This is a genomic window from Anaeromyxobacter sp. (assembly GCA_016718565.1).
Taxonomy (GTDB): Bacteria; Myxococcota; Myxococcia; order Myxococcales; family Anaeromyxobacteraceae; genus JADKCZ01.
Genome location: JADKCZ010000002.1, coordinates 502,971 through 522,424 on the forward strand (window position 1 = coordinate 502,971; position 19,454 = coordinate 522,424).

A 19,454-nucleotide genomic window follows, 5' to 3' on the forward strand; every position below is an offset into this window, starting at 1 on the left:
TTGGAGACTTGGCAAGGGGTCGGGACGGTAATTCTTACCGATCTCGCAGGTGCCCGGGACCCAGGCACACGCTCAACCGTCCGAATTCCCGGGTAGTTCCCTTGGGTGCGCGCCTGGGCACATGCGTTGCTATGCCCACCTGTGACGCCGCACCGGCGTCCCGAAGCCCGGAGCAGGAATGATGCGAGCCCCCATGACATCCACGAGCAGCAGCCTGGAGCTGTACCTCGCGGAGATCAACCGCTACCCGCTCCTCTCGATCGAGGACGAGCGGGGGCTGGCCAGGCGCTTCCGCGCCGTGGGAGACACCCGGTCCGGCCACGGGCTGGTCACCGCCAACCTCCGCTTCGTGGTCAAGGTGGCCTACGAGTACCGCTCCTACGGGTTCCGCATGGCCGACCTCATCCAGGAGGGCAACATCGGCCTGATGCGGGCGGTGCAGAAGTTCGACCCGGAGAAGGAGATCCGGCTCATCTCCTACGCCGTCTGGTGGATCAGGGCCTACATCCAGAACTACATCCTGCGGTCCTGGTCGCTGGTGAAGCTGGGCACCACCCAGGCGCAGCGCAAGCTCTTCTTCTCGCTGGCCCGGACCCGCCGCGAGCTCGACCGCCTCAGCACCTCCCACGGCGCCGACTCCGACGGCGAGGACGCCGGCAAGATCGCCCGCAAGCTGCGCGTCAAGGCGTCCGAGGTGCAGGAGATGGCCCAGCGCATGGACGGCCGCGATCTCTCCCTCGACGCCCCGCTGGGCGACGACGGTACCTCCAGCCACGTGGACTTCGTCATCGGGGACGCGCCCGGGCAGGACGACGAGCTGGGCGCCGCGCAGGAGCAGCGGGTGGTGAGCGGCCGCGTCGGGACCGCCCTGGCCCGCCTGGACGAGCGCGAGCGGTACATCATCGAGCAGCGCGTCATGAACGACTCGCCCATGACGCTCAAGGAGCTGGGCGACCACTTCGGCTTCTCCCGCGAGCGGGCCCGCCAGCTGGAGATCCGGGCCAAGGAGAAGCTCAAGGCCGAGCTGGAGGCGCTGGCCGACGAGCTCGAGTGGCCCCGGGGCGAGCCGGTCGACTACGACGACCGCGCCGTCGCCTAGACGCACCGGCCTTCGACGTCAGCGCCGTGGCCTCGGCCCACCTGCCCTCGCCGAGGGCAGCACCTCGAGGCGAGCGAGGCCGAGCACCGAGCGGGGCACCCGACGAGCGAGCAGCGCAGCCGTACTGCAGTCGTACGGCGAGCAGCGCAGCGAGGAGGCCGCCCCGCGAATGCCGGCATCGCTCGCCGACCTAGGCCATGCCGTGCTTCTTGAGGCGATACCGCAGCGTGTCGCGCGACACGCCCAGCAGGCGCGCCGCCTTCGACTGGTTGCCGCTGCTCCGCTCCATGGCCTCGGCGATGAGCTTGCGCTCCACGTCGTCGAGCACCAGCCCCTGCTCCTCGACGCTGGGCACCAGCTTGTCCTTGGGGCGCTGCGGGGTGGCGCGCCGCAGCTCCGGCGTCAGGTGCTCGGGCCGGATCTCGTCCGGCCCGGCGTGCAGGATGAAGGCCCGCTCGATGACGTTGCGCAGCTCGCGCACGTTGCCCGGCCAGAGGTGGGCCTTGAGCAGCTCCATGGCCGGCGGCGAGACGCCCCGCACCTGGCGCTTCAGCTCCTGGTTGAAGCGGGCGATGAAGTGGGCCGCCAGGGTGGGCACGTCCTCCTGGTGATCGCGCAGCGCCGGCACCACCACCCGCACCACGTTGAGGCGGAAGAAGAGGTCGGCCCGGAAGCGCCCCTCGCTGACCCGCTCCTCCAGGTCCACGTTGGTGGCGGCGATGACCCGCACGTCGGCCTTCAGCTCGGTGACGCCGCCCACCCGCCGGAAGGTCTTGTTCTCCAGCAGGCGCAGCAGCTTGGCCTGGCCGCCCGGCGGCAGGTCGCCGATCTCGTCGAGCATGACCGAGCCGCCCTCGGCGGTCTCGAAGAGGCCGCGCTTCTGGGTGTGGGCGTCGGTGAAGGCCCCGCGCTCGTGGCCGAAGAGCTCGCTCTCCAGCAGGTGCTCCGGCAGCGCGGCGCAGTTGACCTGCATGATGGGGTGGTCGCGGCGGGCGCTCTCGAAGTGGATGGCGCGGGCCACCACCTCCTTGCCGGCGCCGCTCTCGCCCTCGATGAGCACGGTGGTGGTGTCGGAGGCGGCCAGCCGCCCGATCATGGTGCGCACCTGCTCCATGACCGCCGAGTGGCCCACGATGGCCTCCATGGCGCTGGCGGTGCGGCGATCGGTGGTCAGGGCCGCGATCTGGCGGCGGGTGCGGGAGGTGGCCAGGGCCCGCTCCACCGCCGCCACCAGGGCGTTGAGCTGGAACGGCTTGACCAGGAAGTCGATGGCCCCGTGCTTCATGGCCTCCACCGCCACGTCCACGGTGCTGTGGGCCGACATCATCAGCACCGCCACCTCGGGGTGGAGCGCCAGGGCCCGCTGCAGCGTCACCACCCCGTCGATGCCGGGCAGCTTGACGTCCAGCAGCATGACGTCGGGCGGCGTGGCGCCGACCAGCTCCAGCGCCTGCTCCCCCGACTCGGCGGAGTGCACCTCGTAGCCGTCGCGCTGCAGCCGCTCCGCCACCGACCAGCGGATCAGCTTCTCGTCGTCGACCACCAGGATGCGGGCCGGCGTGTTGGTCATGCTGCGTGCTCCGTGGAGCGCGGCGCGGGGGACCGTGCCTGCTGCAGGGTGATGGTGAAGACTGTGCCGCCCTCGGGGGGGCACCTATAGCCGATGTGGCCGCCGTGTTCAGCCACGATGCGCGCCGAGATGGCCAGGCCCAGCCCGTTGCCCTCCCGCTTGGTGGTGAAGAAGGGCTTGAAGATCGACCCGCGCAGGTCGGCCGGGATGCCGGGGCCGGAGTCGGCCACCTCCACGAAGACGTGGCCGTCGCCCTCGCGGGAGCGGATGGTCAGGCTGCCGCCCCGGCCGTTCATGGCCTGCACCGCGTTGAGGCACAGGTTCAGGAAGACCTGCTCCAGCTGCGACGGGTCCGCCATGACCGGGGGCAGCTCGGCGCCCAGCTCCGGCCGGATCTCCACCTGGGTGCCGCGGCACTGCTGGCGGATGAGGAACAGCACCTTCTCCAGCGTGCCGTTCACCTCGGTGGAGCGGAGGCGCGCCTTGGGGGGGCGGGCGAAGGAGAGCAGGCTCTCCATGGTGTGGGTGAGCCGCTGCACCTGGTGGCGCATCTCGCCCACCACCTCGCTGTGGCGCGGGTTGGAGGCCAGGTCCTCGGCCAGCAGCTCGAGGGCGCCGGACAGGCCGGCCAGCGGGTTCTTGATCTCGTGGGCCAGCCCGGTGGCCACCTCGCCCACGGCGGCGAAGCGATCGGCCCGCACCAGCCGCTCCCGGTAGAAGGCCTCCAGCTCGGCCTGGCTGCGCCGCAGGGCCGCCAGGGTGGCGTCGAAGCCCCGCGCCGCCACGCCCAGCTCGTCGGTGCGCCCCTCGTCGGCCACCACGGTGAGCTCGCCGGCCTCGGCGCGGCGCATGGCCTCCACCAGCCGCTGCACCGGGCTGACCGCCTCCCGCCCCAGCAGCCAGAGGTTGATGGCCAGCAGCACCAGCAGGGCCGCGCCGGCCGACAGGGCCAGGGTCTCGGCCAGCTCCCGCTTGGCCTCGGTCACCGGGGCGCGATCGAAGCGCAGCTCCAGCCAGCCGTTCACCTTGGCGCCGCCCCCGTGGCAGCGGGCGCAGGAGGGCCCGTTCACCACCGGCTCCAGCACCGCGTACTGGGTGGCGTCCCCGCCCGGCTCGGTGACCACGGTGGTGGCGCGGAAGCGGTCGGGGCGGCCCCAGGGCACGGCGCCCACGTAGGCCGGATCGGACGAGATGGAGATGCGCCCGTCGGGGGCCACCAGGCTGGCGGTGCGCAGGTCGGTCCGGTGCGAGACCAGCGAGGAGAGCAGCGCGGGCACCGCCTGCGGCTGCCCCGAGAGCATCACGTTGGACACGCCGGTGGCCACCATCCCGGCGAAGACCTCGGCCCGATCGTGCCGGCCCCGCTCGATGCCGGAGCCGTAGAGCTGCACCGCGGCCGCCACCATGGCGGCCAGCGTCAGGCCGAACAGCACCGTGGTGGGCAGCAGGATCCGGGCCCGCAGGCTGGCGTCGAGCCGCTGGTAGAGTCGGCGGAGCGTGGTCACGTCGTGGGGGAGGCGTTGTGGGGGAGGAGACCGCCATCATTCCAGAGACTCCCCCTGGGGGGAAGGGCAGAAAGACCAGCCGGGCTCAACGGGCCGCGCCGCCCGGCCGGGCCGGGTCCGGCTGGCCCAGCTCGAAGATCCGGGCGGCGGCGCCGAGCAGCGCCTCGCCCTCCCCGCCGACGCCGTGCCGGGCGGAGCGGGCCGCCTCCTCGGCGACGATCCGCTCGGCGTCGGCCACCGCGGCGGAGCGGTCCGACTGGGCGGCGCGCATCACCCGGTCGAGATCGTCCACGTCGCACAGGTAGACCCCCTCCAGGGCGCCGGTGGCCGCCGGGATGGCGCGGGGCACCGCCAGGTCCACCAGCACCAGCGGCCTGCGGCGCCTGGCCATGAGGGCCGCCGCCCCCACCTTCGCCAGCTCGGGCGGCGCCACCGGCGTGGCCGAGACCACCACGTCGGCCAGCACCAGCTCGCCGAGGAGCTGGTCCAGCCCGCCGTGGCGCCCGCCCACCAGGCGGGCCAGGGCCTCGGCCTTGCCGGGCGTCCGGTTGAGCACCGTCACCTGGGCACCCTGGGCGGCCAGGTGCTGCGCCGAGAGGCGCGCCATCTCGCCGGCGCCCAGCACCAGCACCCGCCGCGTGGCCAGGGCGCCGACGACCTTCTCGGCCAGCGCGGCCACGGCGTGGCCCCAGGAGACGCCGGCCCGCCCCAGGGCGGTCTCGCTCCGCACCCGCCTGGCCGCCGCCAGGGCCCGCGACACCAGCCCGGTCAGCTCCTTGCCGGCCGCACCCGCGGCCACGGCCCGGGCCAGGGCCTGCTTCACCTGGCCCAGGATCTGCGGCTCCCCCAGGATGGCCGACTCGAGGCTGGCGGCCACCCGCACCAGGTGCGTGAAGGCGGCCGCGCCGTGCCGCTCGAAGAGCGGGAGGTCCCGGCCGTCCCCGGCGGACAGGGCCGTGCGCAGCGCGGCCCCCGCCACCGCCGGGAAGCGGGTGGTGGCGTAGACCTCCACCCGGCAGCAGGTGGAGAGCACCATCACCTCCTCCACGCCGTCGAGCGCCGCCCACCCCTCGAGCGCGGCGGCCAGGTCAGCATCGGCGAGCGCGAGGACCTCACGATCCTCGACGGTCGCCACCCTTCGGTTGAGGCCGACGGCGACGAGCACGGGTGCTCCTTGGTGAGGGCTTTCCCGCTGGAGGAGCAAGCCGCGTGCCTCGCCCGAGGTCGCCAGATTCCTCAGGACACCCGGGTCAAATCACGCAACTGATGCGCGATTTGCCCAACGGCGCGCCCGGGCGCGAAAGGCCTGCACGCGGCGGAGCGTGGGACACGCCACCGAAAAATACCCCAGAAATTCCGCCGAACCCGCGGATCGGGAGCCGCCAACTTCCTCCGGTCGCCCCCGCGGCCCTGCCGGGACTTGTCGGCACCGGGTTTGCACCATGGCCGCGGCACAACGCCACCAGCCCCTGGTCATTGCCGGACGGAGAGAAGAATCCGTGTACGCGAGATCTGTCGAGAGCCCCAGCCGATGCCGCTCCTCGCGCTTCGCGCTCGCCGCGTGCGCCCTCGCGCTCCTGTCCGGCGCCCTCGTCGCCCAGGCCCAGGGAGCCACCGAGACGCCGGCCAGGCCAGCCCAGGCGACCGGAGGCGCGCCCGTCGAGCGGTGCACCACCTGCCACGCCGCCGTCACGGCCAAGCGGTTCATCCACCCGTCGCTGCTCAAGAACGAGTGCACCGCCTGCCATCGGGCCCAGGCGGGCCAGCAAGGGAAGTGCCGGTCGCAGTCCGCCTCCAAGTGGGCGCTGGTCCGGACCGAGCCCGACCTCTGCTACGGCTGCCACAAGCGGATGGACCAGTCCAAGTCGGTGCACACCGCGGTGCGTCAGGGCAGCTGCCTCTCCTGCCACGCCCCCCACGGCTCCGACCAGCCCAAGCTGCTCACCGCCCCGCGCGAGAAGCTCTGCTTCGACTGCCACGACCTCGACCCGCTCCTCTCCAAGGCGGTGCGGCACGCCCCGGTGGCCGAGGGGCGCTGCCTCGACTGCCACGACGCCCACGGCAGCGACCAGCCCAACGCCCTGACCGGCAGCGGCACGGCCTTCTGCCAGAAGTGCCACGACCCCAAGGCCCCCACCGGCCGGGGCGCGGTGGGGCCGAACTTCCGGGTGGACCTGGCCAAGGCGGTGGTCCACAAGGCCATCACCAAGAAGGACGACTGCGCCGCCTGCCACGACCTCGGCCACTCCAGCGACCACCTGAAGCTCCTCAAGAAGAGCCCGGTGGACCTCTGCAACGGCTGCCACGAGCGCCAGGACAAGGCCAGGTTCCCGCACACGGCCGTGGTGGCCGGCGACTGCGCGACCTGCCACGATCCGCACGCCTCCGACCAGCCCAAGCTGCTCTCCAAGCCGACCAGCGCCGCCACCTGCTTCCAGTGCCACCAGGACGACCTGACGGGCCGGCGGGTCATCCACAAGCCCATCGAGAAGGGCTGCGACCAGTGCCACCTGTCGCACGGCGGCCCGGCGCGCAGCCTGCTCAAGGGCGGCGAGGGCAAGCAGCACTGCTACGTCTGCCACCAGACCCCGGTGGACTCGGGCAAGGTGAAGCACGCCGCCCTGGAGCGCTACGGCTGCACCGGGTGCCACGATCCGCACGGCACCGCCAACCGCTTCCTGGTGGGCAAGAAGACCAACGACCTGTGCGGCGCCTGCCACGAGGGCCAGCGCGACGGAAAGCACGTCACCGCCATCATGCCTCGCGGCCACGTGGTGGGTGGCAACCTCAACGACCCCCGCAAGCCCGACCGGCCCTTCAGCTGCGCCAGCTGCCACAACCCACACGGCTCGGACAACGCCAAGCTGTTCTACTTCGGCGCCACCCCGATGGAGTCGTGCGACGGCTGCCACGGCGACAAGAGCGGCAAGCACCCCGAGCTGAAGAACATCGTGGCGCGGGCCAAGCGGTCGGCGCCGGCCGGCGGCGAGAGCGGCGCGGCGGGCGCGGGCGGCGCGGGGTCCGGCGGCGCCGGGGCGGGTGGCGCCGGGTCGGGCGGTGCGGGCTCCGGCGGCGCGGGCTCCGGCGGTGCGGGGTCGGGCGGCGGCGCCGGCAGCGGCTCCGGTTCGGGCGCTGGCGGCGGTGACACGGACGAGGTCCGGCGGTGATCCCGGCAGCCCTGGTGGTGGCGCTGCTGGCCCAGGCCGGCGGCGACGAGGTGGTCGCGCGGGTCGGCGAGGTGGCCATCACGGCCGCCGAGGTGCGGGAGCGCGCGGCCCGGCCGCGGCCGCCCAAGGTCCCGCAGCCGCGGCCCGCCGAGCTGCTGGCCGCGCTGGTCGACGACGTGATCCTGGCCGCCGAGGGGCGGCGCACCGGCGTGGCGGAGCGCTTCGTGGTGCGGGTCTCGCTGGAGACGGCCCGCCGCCAGATCCTGGGCGACGCCTTCGTGGAGCAGGAGATCGCCGCCGCCTTCAAGCCCACCGAGGCCCAGCTGCGCGAGCTGTTCCACCAGCGCGAGGACGCCGTCAAGACGGTGGTCCTCACCTACACCACCCCCGCCGAGGCCCAGGCGGCCCTGGACCGCCTGCGCGCCGGCGCCGACCTCACGGCCGAGGCGGCCCGCTCGCTCGACCCCCGCGCCGCCACCGCCTCCACCGGCCCCACGGGTGGCCTGCTCCTGCGCGGCCAGCTCGATCCGGCGCTGGCCGCGGTGGTCTTCTCCGGACCGCTCGACACCTGGGTGGGCCCGATCAAGCTGGCGCTCGGCCACGCGGTGGCCCGGACCTCGGCCCGCAGCCTCGGCGAGGAGGCCACCTTCCTGGCCCGCCGCGAGTCCATCGCCCGCTACGCCCGGCAGCGCTACACCGAGGAGGCCAAGGCCCACTTCGTCTCCAAGCAGCGCGCCAAGGCGGGCGCGGTGGTCGACGAGGCCTTCCTCAAGCGCACCGAGCGGCGCATCGAGGGGACCCCGGCCGAGATGGACCACGTGGTGGCCACCGTCAACGGCAAGCCCTTCCGCTACGGCGAGCTGGCGCTGGCAGTCGCCTCCTTCGCCGGGGGGTCGGGGGGCGGCCACCTGACCGGCCCGACCCTGAAGACCCAGCTGGCCTGGCGCGAGATCGACGCCCGGCTGCTGGCCGACCTGGCCGTGGCCAAGGGGCGCGACCGCGACCCCGCCACCCGCGCCCTGCTGGAGCGCGCCGAGCGCGAGATCCTGGCGGCCGCCACCCGCGACCAGCTGGCGTCGGCGGCCCGCTCGGCCGCGGAGCGCCAGGCCACCGTGCAGGCCGCCACCCAGGCGCTGCGCCGCGGAGCCACCATCACCATCGACGAGGCCGCCCTGGCCCGCGCCGTCCCGGGGACCTGATCGCCATGGGCCGCCGACTCCACCACGCCCCGCCAGCCACGCCGCCCCTGTGGGCCGGCGCCCCCGCGGCCGCCCCGGCCCAGCCGTCGCTCGTGGACCCGACCTTCCCGCCGGGCGCTCCGCCGGAGCCGCTGGCGCTGCCCACCGCCGAGGACGCGCCCGGCCGCAAGGCCGCCGCTCCGGACGCGGCGCCGCGCCGCGCCAGCCTCCACGAGATCAAGGGCCCGGGCGGCTCGCTGACGCTGCGGCGCGAGGACGAGGCGGCGGTGGACCTCATCATGCTGGTGGAGGGTGAGACCAGCGGCCGCGACCTCGGGGACGTGCTGGAGAAGTTCGGGCGCTCGCGCAGCACCTACTACGAGAAGCTGCGCCGCTTCCGGCAGGGAGGCCTGGAGGGGCTCCTGGCCCGGCCGCCGGGTCCGCGAAGCCCGTGGCGCCGGCCCATCGAGGTGGTCCGCTTCATCGTGACCACCCGCCTGCGCCACCCGGACCGCACCGCGGCCGCCATCGCCGAGGACCTGGGCCGCCTGGGCCACTCGGTGTCGGTCCGCAGCGTGGAGCGCACCCTGTCGCAGTTCGGCCTGACGCGCGCGCCGGCCAGGGTGGCCGTGCCCGGCGAGCGCTCCACCGGCGGCGGGGTGACCGAGTGAGCCGGAGCCCGGTCACGCTGGCGCTCGGCCTGCTCCTGGCGCTGCCCGCCGCGGCGGCGCAGTTCCCCGCCCGCAGCGCCGAGTCCGGCCTGCTCGACGTCCCGGACGCCGAGGTGGCGGAGCCCGGCAGCGGCCTGCTCGGCGCCGAGCTGCGCTTCGACCGGTACCCCGGCCAGCCCTCCGACTTCGGCCCCCTGCCCCTCTACGTCGTGGCCGGCCTGGGCCGGTCGCTCGAGGCCGGCCTCTCCATGCGCGAGTGGGGCCAGCCCGGCGACCCCCGCCCGGCCCGCCTCACCTTCGGCTTCGCCACCAAGCTGCAGCTGCTGGCCCCGCGCGGCGGCCTCCCCGGGGTGGCGGTGGACGCCTCGCTCGACCGGTTCAACGCCGACGCCGTGGGCGGCGCGCGCCTGCTGCTCTCCACCCGGGCCGACGCCCGCCTCCGCCTGGCCGCCTTCGCCGGCGCCGAGACCGAGCCCGGCCGCCTCGGCGGGGTGGGCGCCACCTACGGCGCCGCCCTGGCCGTGAAGACCGCCCCCACCTTCGAGGTGGTGGGCGAGGCCCTGGGTGGCCCGCGCGGCGCCAACCTGGGGCTCGGCCTGCGCTGGAGCGCCAGGCCCACGGTCGGCCTGCAGCTCGGCCTGAACTACTTCCCCGAGGACCAGGCCTTCCGCGTCAGCCTGGGCGTGGCCCTCTCGCCGGTGCGCGCCCCCGCGCCCGCCGCCCGCCTCGAGCCGGCGGCGGCGCCCGTCCAGGCGGAGGAGGCCCCCATGGTGGCCTACGCCGAGGACCGCCCCCGCTTCCGCCTGCGCATCCCGACCTTCGGCCCGGACCTGCTGGGCCAGCCCCGCCACCAGCAGCACGCCCCGTACGCCCCGCCCCTGGCCGCCGCCGGCGCCCCGCCGCGCCTGGCCGCCCCGCCGCGCGCCGGGGTCGTCACCGCCGGCGACCTGGCCGAGTCGCAACTGCGCGAGCAGGAGGCCCTGGCCGACACCCGCCTGCGCTCGCTGCGCACCGGCGACGACGGCCTGGCCGGCCGCGAGCAGGCCGCCCAGGCCGCGACGCGGCTGCTGGCCGAGCGCGCCGAGGCCCTCACCGCCCGCGAGCAGCAGCTCGACGCCCGCGAGAAGCGCATCCAGCTGCGCGGCGTGCCCACCCAGGCGCAGCGCGCCCTCGAGTCGCAGGAGGCGCAGCTCTCCGCCGCCGAGCGGCAGCTGGCCGCCACCGAGCGCGGCTTCGCGCCGACGCTCGACGCCGCCCTGGGCAGCGAGCGCGACGCCGCCGGCCGCGAGCAGGCCGAGCGCTCCGAGCGCGAGCGGCTGTCGGCCCTGGCCGGCCTCGAGAAGGCCAAGCCCCGGCAGCTCGAGCTGCGCCGCCAGGCCCTGGCCGCGGCCCGGCGCATCGCCGCGGCCGCCGAGGCCCGCCTGCTCGCCAAGGGCGAGCGCGTCGACGCCCTCGAGAAGCAGGTGGCCACCCGGACCGAGCGCCTCGACACCTGGCGCCGCCGGGTCGACGCGCGCACCGCCAGGCTGGACCTGATGGAGCAGCGCGCCGAGGAGCAGCGGCGCGGCGTGGCGGCCGCTCCCGCCCTCCCGCCCGCCGTCCCGGCCCTGCCCGGGGCGCCCAAGGATCGCGCCGTCTTCGTGATGGTGGTGAAGTCGCCGACCGCCATCATGAAGGAGCCCGTCGCCCGGGCGCCCGGCGCCCCCGAGCGCCGCGAGGCGGTGCACCCCGGCGTGGCCGTCGAGAAGGCCGTGGCGGCCGCCACCGTGGTCACCTTCACCTCGCCCACCAGCCAGCTCTCCGAGCTGGACCGGGAGGCCATCGACGCCATCGCCCGCCTGGCGGCGCGCGAGGGGACCGAGGTGCTCATCTGGGCCCGCGCCAAGGACGCCAGCCTGATGTCCGAGGCCATCCGGCGCTCCGAGGAGCTGAAGAGCTACGTCATCACCACGGGCAAGCTGTCGCCGCGCCAGGTGGTGACCCGCATCACCACCCGCCCCGGCGCCCAGGGCGTCGACGTGGTGGTGTCGGCCCTGCGCGAGGGCAGCCGCACCGCCCCGCCGGCCCAGCCCGCCGCACCCGCCCCGACCGGCGGCGCCCCGGCGCCCCTGGCCGACAAGCTGGGCAGCAGCGAGACCACCCGCCGCCGCATCCGCGACGCCGTGGTGGCGGTGCAGCCCTCCATCGAGGCCTGCGTCTCCGATCAGATGATCCGGCGCAGCCTGAAGAGCGCCGACGGCACCCTGCGGCTCACCGTGAGCGCGCAGGGCCGGGTCACCGAGGTGACGGCCGGGTCCGGCCCGCTCAGCGGCCCCGAGCTCGACGAGTGCCTCCGTCAGGCCTCGGCGGCCTGGATCTTCCCGCCGGCCGACACCGACTACGAGGTGTCGGTCCCGGTCACCGTCGTCGGCGCTGGAGCGAAGAAATGAGCCGGTCCGCCATCCGCCCCACGCTCCCGACCCTGGCCAGGCTGGCCGCCGCGCTGGCGGTGGCCGCCCTGGCCCCGGCGCCCGCCGCGGCCACCGACCTCGTCCTCCGCCTCGACCTGGGGTACGAGCGGCTCGACGTCTTCACCCCCGGCGCCGAGGCCTCGGCGATGCGGCTCGACTTCGACGTGTCGGCGCTGGCGGCCGGGTACCTGTTCGCCCCGGGCACGGTGGACTGGAGCCTGGGCGGCCGCTACGACCGGCTGCGCCGCGAGGCCATCGGCGGGGCCACCATGAACGGCACCGGCGTCTCCTTCCGCGGCCGCGTCGGCCTGCTCAACCGCCCCACCGCCCCGCTCTCGCTCCAGCTGCACGCCTCGCGGGCCAGCGACGACTTCACCACCACCGGCGTGGCCGAGTCGACCGGCACGCGCCTGGTCACCACCCTGGGCGCCGACGCCACCTACCGCGGGGCCGGGCGGCCCAGCCTGCGCCTGGGGATCGCCTCGGTGGAGTCGGAGGACACCGGCTTCGGCCGCGGCGTGACCAGCCGCAGCGTGCGCCAGGTGCGGGCCGGCGCCACCCACGGCACGGCCGCCTACTCCTACGTGGTGGACTACGACGCCCGGCTCTCCACCGGCACCTACGACAACGACAACCACGACACCCACACCGTCTACCTGACGACCTCGGCCAACCTGGGCCCCGGCTTCACGGCCATCGCCTCCGACCGCTACTACCTGCGGACGCCCACCCGGCAGGCCCCCACCAACCCGCGCTACGAGGACCACGCCGCCTTCGCCTCGGTGGTCTGGAGCGGCCCGCAGTCCCTGAGCCGCACCCAGTATCGCTACGGCCACACCACCATCTCGGCCCCCGGCGTGGCCACCCGCGAGCGCATCCGCAACTCGGCCTTCCAGCAGGTGGAGCACCAGCTGACCGGCGAGCTCCGGCTGATCGGGCTGGTGGACGCCTCGGTGGCCGACGAGCGGCTCGGCGAGGAGGTCCACCGCTCCTTCGGCGAGTCGCTGACCGGGCTGGCGCGCTGGATCCGGCACGCCGAGCCGTGGGACTTCTTCCTGCAGGGCGGGCCCTCGGTGGGCCTGATCCAGCCGGACGGCGCCGCCGCCGACACCGGCTTCGGCGGCCAGTTCGAGGCCGGCGCCACCCGCACCTGGCCGGGCCTGCGCGCCGGGCTGCGCTACAGCGCCGGCTTCCAGCAGAACCTGGGGGCGGTGGGCGGCTGGGCGGCGCGGCAGAGCGTCACCGCCGACGCCGAGCGGACCGCCGGTGACTCCCTCCTGCTGCGGGGCAGCCTGCAGGCCTCGGCGGATCGGGTGCAGTCGGACCTCTTCGGCGCCGGCGCCAACCGCGTCCTGCAGGCCAACCTGACGGCCGGCTGGCGGCGCTACGACCTGACGGTCCAGGCCGGCCTCACCAGCGGCCTGGTGGGCGACCACCCCGACGTGGCCGGCGACGGCCTCTTCATCCCGGCGCCCTACGACGCCCACACCGGCTACGCCTCGGCCACCTTCCTGGCCCCCGTCCCCGGCGGCTTCGACCTGAGCCTGCGCGCCCGCTACCTCGAGATCCGCAGCCCCGACCGCGAGCGCCAGTGGGAGACGGGCCTGCTCGGCCGCCTCGGCTGGACGGCCGGCGGCCTGACGGTGTCGGTGGAGGACGAGTACGTCCGGGGTGGCGGCGAGGGCGGCCCGGCCAGCCAGAACCGGCTCTTCCTGCGGCTGACCCGCACCTTCGGGACCCGCTTCTAGGCATGGCGGCGCGGCGCCTCGACCTCGGCTGGTGGGTGGCCCTCGGCCTGGCGGCCGGCTGCGCCGCCGCGCCGGTGGCGCGCCAGGTCCCGAGGGTCTCCTGGCCCGCCGCGCCGGACGCGCCGCAGGCCAGGCTGGTGGCCATCCTGCCCGACCGGCCCACCGTGGCCGCCGGCGGCTGGGACCGGTTCGTCGACGTGGTGACCGGTCGCGATCGCCAGGCCGCGCCGGCCGCCTTCCCGGCCCTCCCGTTCGGCGTGGTGGGGCTGCCGGACGGCGCCTGGGCGGTGGCCGACCCCGAGGCGCCGGCGCTGGCCATCCTCCGCCCGGGGGCCGCGCCCGAGCTCCGGACCTGCCCGGGCCAGCCGTGGGCCGCGCCCATGGCGGTGGCCCTCCTCGACGGGGCGCTGGTGGTGGCGGACGCCGGCGCGGCGCGGCTGGTGGAGCTCGGTCCGGGCGGGACCTGCCGGATCCTGGCGACCGGCTTCGAGCGCCCCACCGGGCTGGCGGCCGGCGGCGGGCGGCTCTACGTGGTGGACGCCCCGCGCCAGCAGGTGGTGGTGCTGGGGCGCGACGGCGCCGTGCTCGACCGGCTGGGGGCCGGGGTGCTGCACCTGCCCACCGCCGCGGCGCTGGCGCCCGATGGCTCGCTGCTGGTGGCCGACGCCCTGGACGGCCGGCTGGTCCGGTTCGGGCCGGACGGCGCGGTGGCCGGCGCCGTGGGCGGGCGCGACGAGGCGGGTGGCGGGCTGGTGCGACCCAAGGGGGTGGCGGTGGACGCCGCCGGCGTCATCTACGTGTCCGATGGCGGGCGCGACCAGGTGCTGGTCTTCGGCCCCGACGGCGCCTTCGGGCAGGCCCTCGGGAGCAGCGGCGGCGAGCCCGGCCAGCTCCTCTCGCCGGCCGGCCTGGCCGTGGCCGGGGGGCGCCTGGCCGTGGCCGACGCCCGCAACCGGCGCATCCAGATCTTCGAGCTGGTCGGAGGCAGATCATGAAGAGGCTCCTCGTCCTCGCCCTGCTGGTGGCCCCGACGGGCCGGGCCGCCGAGGGCGGCTCCGTGACCGGCTCGCGCCACGACTTCAGCGCCAGCGGCGGCGGCCGCTTCAAGGGGACCGGCCCGGCCTCGGCCTGCGCCTACTGCCACGCCTCGCACGGCGCCTCCGGCGGCGCCCTCTCGGCCCGGCCGGACCCCGCCCCCAGCCGCACCGCGGCCCGGGCCGGCGCCTCGGCCGGCGCGCCCGGCCAGGCCAGCCGCAGCTGCCTCTCCTGCCACGACGGCACGGTGGCGGTGGGCCAGACCACCGCCGGCCTGGTGCCGGTGGCCGGCGGCGCCGGCGGGCGCATCGAGGCCGGTCAGCGCAGCAACCTGGGCACCGACCTGCGCACCTCCCACCCGCTCTCGGTCCGTCCGGACGGCCTGTCGGTGCGCGCCCCCGCCCTGTCGGACGGCGCGCGGCTGGTGGAGGGCGGCACGGTGCAGTGCACCAGCTGCCACGACCCGCACCGCGACTCGGCCGACGGCAAGTTCCTGCTGGGCGCCAACCGCCGCTCCGAGCTCTGCCTGGCCTGCCACGCCGAGATGACCGGCGAGGCCACCCACCTGACCGCCCTGCGCCCGGCCAGCCTGGCCGCCGCCCTGGGGGCCGGCGCGGCCGAGGCCGGCTGCTCGGTGTGCCACGCCTCCCACGGCGCGGCCCCGGACAGCCACCTGCAGCGGCGCGGCGCCGGCGAGCCGGAGGACGCCACCTGCCTGGGCTGCCACGGCGCTGGGACCGGCCGGCTGGACGTGGCGCGCGATCGGTCCAAGCCCTTCGCCCACGCCAGCCTGGCCAGCGGGGTGCACGCCGCCGACGAGGGCCCGAGCGGCGGTGGGCGCCGCCTCCCGGAGGTCTCGCCGGCCGCGCCGCGCCACGTGCTGTGCGTGGACTGCCACGCCCCGCACGCCTCCAGCCCGCGCCCGGCCACCCCGCCCTTCGCCGGCGGCGCGCTCGACGGGGTGTGGGGCATCGACCTGGACGGCCAGCGGGTGGCGCAGGTGCGGTTCGAGTACCAGGTCTGCCTGAAGTGCCACGGCGACAGCGCCAACCTGCCGCGGGGCCGGGCCGTGGGTGCCACCCGCGCGGTGCAGCGCGCCGGCGCCGACGCCAACCTGCGCCGGGTCTTCGCCAGCACCGCCGCCTCCTCCCACCCGGTGGGTGGGCCAGGCCGCGGCGCCGACGTGCCCAGCCTGATCCCGCCGCTCGGCCCGACCAGCCAGATCGCCTGCTCCGACTGCCACGCCTCCGAGGGCGGCGCCGCCGCCGGCGGCACCGGCCCGCGCGGCCCCCACGGCTCGAGCTGGCCTGGGCTGCTGGAGCGGCGCTACGTCACCGACGACCCGAGCAGCGAGAGCGCCGCCGCCTACGCCCTCTGCTACAAGTGCCACGACCGCGACCGGCTGCTCCGGTCGCCGGACTCCCCCTTCCAGACCGACGCCGGGGTGCCGCTCCACCAGCTCCACGTGGTGGATCAGCGCACCAGCTGCTCGGCCTGCCACGCGGCCCACGGCGTGTCGGCCCTGGCCGGCAGCCCGGGCGCCAACGCCCACCTGGTGGACTTCGACACCGCGGTGGTGGGGACCACGCCGTCCGGCGAGCGGGCCTACCTGTCGCGCGGCCCGCGCAGCGGCAGCTGCGCCCTCACCTGCCACGGCTCGGTCCACGCGCCCAAGGAGTACTGAGCCATGACCCGCTCCCGCCTCGCCCTCTCCGCCCTGCTCCCGCTGGCCGCCCTGCTGGCGGCCGGCTGCGCCACCACGCCCAAGGCCCCGGCCCAGGAGATCGTCTGGCCCCTGCCGCCGGACCCGCCGCGGGTGAAGTGGGTGCGCTCGCTGGTCTCCGAGCAGGACCTGGGCGGCGGCGCCGGCCGCTCCTTCCGGCGGCTGCTGGTGCCGGAGCGCCCCGAGGACCGCATCGACAGCCCCACCGGCCTGGCCCTCTCGCCGGACGGCACGCGGCTCTACGTGGCCTGCGGCCCGCGCGGCCGGGTGCTGGAGCTCGACCTGGCCAGGTCCCGGCTGCGGCGGGTGGCCGACGCCGAGGGGTTCGCGCCGACCATGCCGTTCGACGTGGCGGTGGACGGCGCCGACCGCCTCTACGTGGCCGACAGCGCCAAGGGGCTGGTCTGGGTCTACGACCGGACGGGCACCTTCCTGCGCCACGTCGGCAAGGGGGTCCTGGAGCGGCCCACCGGCCTGGCCATCGACCGCACCCGCCAGGTGCTCTACGTGGTGGAGGGCGGCGAGGCCAAGGGGCAGAACCACCAGGTGGAGGTCTTCTCCCTCCAGGGCGAGCACCTGCGCACCATCGGCAGCCGCGGCGGCGCGCCGGGCCAGTTCAACTTCCCGGCCCGGCTGGCGGTCGACGCCGAGGGCTCGCTCTACGTGGCCGACACCCTCAACTTCCGCGTCCAGGTCTTCGACGCGGCCGGCGCGCTGGTCGGCACCTTCGGCAGCCAGGGCTCCGCCCCCGGCCAGTTCCTCAAGGTGAAGGGGCTGGCCTTCGACACCTTCGGCAACCTGCACGCGGTGGACAGCGAGCAGTCGCTGGTCCAGATCCTGAACGCCCGCCACCAGCCGCTCATGGCCTACGGGGGCCGCGGCTACCGGCCCGAGCTCATGCTGGTGCCGAGCCCCATCGTCATCGACGCCAGCAACACCATCTACGTGGCCGACTACGGCGCCAACCGCGTGAACCAGTACCAGCTCTTCAACGTGACGAAGGAGGAGAGCCAGGGCGAGGCGCCTCCGGGGGCCTCGGAGGGGAAGCCGCAGCAGTGAGGCAGCAGCAGGGCGCGGCGTGGTCCTGGTCTGGTCCAGCCGCGTGCCCCAGTTTCGCGGGTCAATAGCCGCACCCTGGGGGATTACACGCAGCCCCAACCATCACCAGCAGCCCTGTTTTCAGTCACTTAACCGTCAAGACCTGGGCACGGGTCATGCAATCCCAGGTTCCACACCACCCGTACTCCACACGGGCCCTTGAAAGGGGAGCACCACCATGAAGAAGCTTGCACTCGCCTTCGCCGCCGCGCTCTACGCGTCGTCGGCCTTCGCCCAGGTCGCCGGCAGCCCGCACGACTTCACCGACGGCTTCACCGGCAACGTCTTCACCGCCACCGCCGACTCCTGCACCTTCTGCCACGCGCCGCACAACGCGAACGCTGGCCAGGCCGGCGCCCCGCTGTGGAACCGCGCCACCAACGCCCAGGCCTACACGATGTACGCCTCGGCCACCATCGACGGCGCCCAGGCTGCCGCCCCCGGCGTGAACTCGCTGACCTGCCTCCAGTGCCACGACGGCCAGAACGCCATCGCGGTCACCTTCGGCTCGGGCAACCTCGGCGCCGGCAACGTCGGCACCCTGACCGGCACGCTCTTCAACCTCGGCACCACCGTGGCCAACGACCACCCCATCGGCGTGAACTACGACCCGGCGGCCGACACCACGCTGCAGCCCATCCTCACGGCGACGGGCGCCGGCTTCCGCCTCTACAACTACGGCGGCACCGCCGTGGCCAACGTCGAGTGCGGCACCTGCCACGACCCGCACAACAACGTGAACGGCAACTTCCTCCGCGTCCCGAACGCGGTCGGCCTGTGCGGCGCCTGCCACACCCAGTAGCTCGCTGAGCGCAGCAGCCCGCCTTTCAAGTCAGGTGGGGGGGATTCCGACGGGGACCGGGCAACCGGTCCCCGTTTTTCGTTCGCGGCCGGCCGGGTCAGGTGTGCTGCGTGTGGCAGGCCAGGCAGAGCTGGTCGAACGGCAGCCTGAGCCCCTTGGGCTGGCGGCCGAGATCGTGCGGATCGTGGCAGGTGTGGCAGGCGATGAGCCCCCCCGGCAGGTAGGGCAGCCCGGGCGCCGGGGTCTTGTGGACCACCTCGACCGGGTGGTTGGAGTGGCGCTGCACGTGGCAGGAGCGGCACAGCGCCACCGCCGGCGAGTTGAGCCGCCCGTCGCCGGGCACGTGGCAGCGCTGGCAGAGCGGCTTGCCCTGGTAGGCGTGGGGGTTGGCCACCCCGGCCACCTGCTCGGCCGGGTACGGCGTGAACTCCACGGCGGGACGCCGCGGGCCGAACAGGGTGGCGCAGCCCGCCGAGCCCAGCAGCACCGCCGCCACGGCGAGGCGCCGCCGCCACCGCGCACCGCCCGGGTCCGCAGGAGGAGGCGGGGTGACGGCCAGGGCGCGGCGCTGGGACATGGCGGTGCTCCTTCGAACGGCAAGCCTGGGGAAGGCCCCAGGCTAGCATGAACGGCGCTGGTCGGACGCCGGGGCCTCGGCGTGATCCTCCCTGTTTGCAGCCGGATCCGCGCGGCGCTGGCGCCCCGGACGGCCCGGAGGCCGTCCGGAACGAACGCTTGCGCCGGCCCGGGGCGGGCGCCCCGGCCCCGGGGCGCGCGCGGCGCGGCCTCCGGTCCACCAGCCCATTCACCCGTGCTAGGGTTCGCCGCCATGCGTGAGAAGCTCACCATCCTCAACGCCTTCGTGCACGACGTGGCCACCGGCACCTGGATCGGCACGCTGGTGCTGCTCACCCTGCTCCACCGCGAGACCCGCGGCGCCGCCTGGGCCCCGGCGGCGGCCCTGGTGCCCGGGCTGGAGCGGCAGTTCCTGGTCCTCACCTGGGTGAGCCTGGGCGTCATCATCGCCACCGGCGTGGTCCGGGTGTTCACCTGGAAGGTGTTCGGCTGGACCGGCGACATGGAGCAGTCGCGCATCCAGCTGCTCAAGGTGAAGCACGCCCTGCTCGGCATCGTCTTCGCGGCGGGCACGGCCTACCAGGTGGCGCTGGTCCTGTGGTGAGGCCGGCGGGCGCCCGCCTCGGCGCGCCCGGACCGCTCGGCCCGGCGCCGCACCCTCCAGCGGCGCACCGCCCCGCCCCGGTGGCCCTGCCCGCTCGACGGGCAGTCGCCCGGGTTCCGTGCAGCGCGGGCCGGGGAATGCGGAACGGGCCTGCCAGCGTTTGTTTCCAGGCGATCGGCGGTGCTACCTTGTGCCCTCGCATCCGCCGACGCTGAAGCCGACCAGCCG

Annotated in this window: 15 protein-coding genes; 11 read left to right on the forward strand and 4 right to left on the reverse strand. The window is 75.4% G+C overall.

The window, feature by feature from the left end; translation table 11 throughout:
• The first annotated feature begins 181 nt into the window (after positions 1 to 181).
• Complete coding sequence (locus tag IPO09_09140) at positions 182 to 1,099, forward strand: RNA polymerase factor sigma-32 (protein ID MBK9517501.1); 918 nt, start codon at positions 182 to 184, stop codon at positions 1,097 to 1,099.
• Positions 1,100 to 1,289: 190 nt separating this feature from the next.
• Here the strand turns inward: IPO09_09140 and IPO09_09145 are convergent, their stop codons facing one another.
• From IPO09_09145 to hemA, 3 genes are all read right to left on the reverse strand, one after another.
• Complete coding sequence (locus tag IPO09_09145; protein ID MBK9517502.1) at positions 1,290 to 2,669, reverse strand: sigma-54-dependent Fis family transcriptional regulator; 1,380 nt, start codon at positions 2,667 to 2,669, stop codon at positions 1,290 to 1,292.
• A complete protein-coding gene (locus IPO09_09150; protein ID MBK9517503.1) occupies positions 2,666 to 4,174 on the reverse strand; it encodes a HAMP domain-containing protein in 1,509 nt (502 codons plus the stop codon). The genes IPO09_09145 and IPO09_09150 overlap by 4 nt, the downstream gene beginning before the upstream one ends.
• Before the next feature lie 85 nt (positions 4,175 to 4,259).
• Complete coding sequence (gene hemA / locus IPO09_09155; protein MBK9517504.1) at positions 4,260 to 5,339, reverse strand: glutamyl-tRNA reductase; 1,080 nt, start codon at positions 5,337 to 5,339, stop codon at positions 4,260 to 4,262.
• A gap of 334 nt (positions 5,340 to 5,673) precedes the next feature.
• Here hemA and IPO09_09160 point away from each other — a divergent pair, with 334 nt between their 5' ends.
• From IPO09_09160 to IPO09_09200, 9 genes are all read left to right on the forward strand, one after another.
• Positions 5,674 to 7,341 (forward strand): cytochrome c3 family protein, encoded by a 1,668-nt coding sequence (locus IPO09_09160; protein MBK9517505.1) that lies wholly within the window; start codon positions 5,674 to 5,676, stop codon positions 7,339 to 7,341.
• Complete coding sequence (locus IPO09_09165; protein MBK9517506.1) at positions 7,338 to 8,540, forward strand: hypothetical protein; 1,203 nt, start codon at positions 7,338 to 7,340, stop codon at positions 8,538 to 8,540. The genes IPO09_09160 and IPO09_09165 overlap by 4 nt, the downstream gene beginning before the upstream one ends.
• 5 nt (positions 8,541 to 8,545) lie before the next feature.
• Positions 8,546 to 9,190, forward strand: a complete 645-nt coding sequence (locus IPO09_09170) for a helix-turn-helix domain containing protein (protein MBK9517507.1) — start codon at positions 8,546 to 8,548, stop codon at positions 9,188 to 9,190.
• Positions 9,187 to 11,619, forward strand: coding sequence for a hypothetical protein (locus IPO09_09175; GenBank protein MBK9517508.1), 2,433 nt, complete (start codon positions 9,187 to 9,189; stop codon positions 11,617 to 11,619). Before IPO09_09170 ends, IPO09_09175 begins: the two co-directional genes overlap by 4 nt.
• Positions 11,616 to 13,388, forward strand: a complete 1,773-nt coding sequence (locus IPO09_09180; GenBank protein ID MBK9517509.1) for a hypothetical protein — start codon at positions 11,616 to 11,618, stop codon at positions 13,386 to 13,388. The genes IPO09_09175 and IPO09_09180 overlap by 4 nt, the downstream gene beginning before the upstream one ends.
• 2 nt (positions 13,389 to 13,390) lie before the next feature.
• Complete coding sequence (locus tag IPO09_09185) at positions 13,391 to 14,383, forward strand: hypothetical protein (GenBank protein ID MBK9517510.1); 993 nt, start codon at positions 13,391 to 13,393, stop codon at positions 14,381 to 14,383.
• Positions 14,380 to 16,107 (forward strand): hypothetical protein, encoded by a 1,728-nt coding sequence (locus IPO09_09190; protein MBK9517511.1) that lies wholly within the window; start codon positions 14,380 to 14,382, stop codon positions 16,105 to 16,107. The genes IPO09_09185 and IPO09_09190 overlap by 4 nt, the downstream gene beginning before the upstream one ends.
• A 3-nt stretch (positions 16,108 to 16,110) precedes the next feature.
• On the forward strand, positions 16,111 to 17,205 hold the full coding sequence (locus tag IPO09_09195; GenBank protein ID MBK9517512.1) for an SMP-30/gluconolactonase/LRE family protein: 1,095 nt from the start codon (positions 16,111 to 16,113) through the stop codon (positions 17,203 to 17,205).
• 217 nt (positions 17,206 to 17,422) lie between these two features.
• On the forward strand, positions 17,423 to 18,046 hold the full coding sequence (locus tag IPO09_09200) for a cytochrome C (GenBank protein ID MBK9517513.1): 624 nt from the start codon (positions 17,423 to 17,425) through the stop codon (positions 18,044 to 18,046).
• 97 nt (positions 18,047 to 18,143) lie between these two features.
• Here the strand turns inward: IPO09_09200 and IPO09_09205 are convergent, their stop codons facing one another.
• Positions 18,144 to 18,623, reverse strand: a complete 480-nt coding sequence (locus IPO09_09205; protein ID MBK9517514.1) for a cytochrome c3 family protein — start codon at positions 18,621 to 18,623, stop codon at positions 18,144 to 18,146.
• Between the two features lie 252 nt (positions 18,624 to 18,875).
• On the opposite strand from IPO09_09205, the gene IPO09_09210 reads away from it, so the two are divergent.
• Positions 18,876 to 19,226 (forward strand): hypothetical protein, encoded by a 351-nt coding sequence (locus IPO09_09210; protein MBK9517515.1) that lies wholly within the window; start codon positions 18,876 to 18,878, stop codon positions 19,224 to 19,226.
• The last annotated feature ends 228 nt before the right edge of the window (positions 19,227 to 19,454 follow it).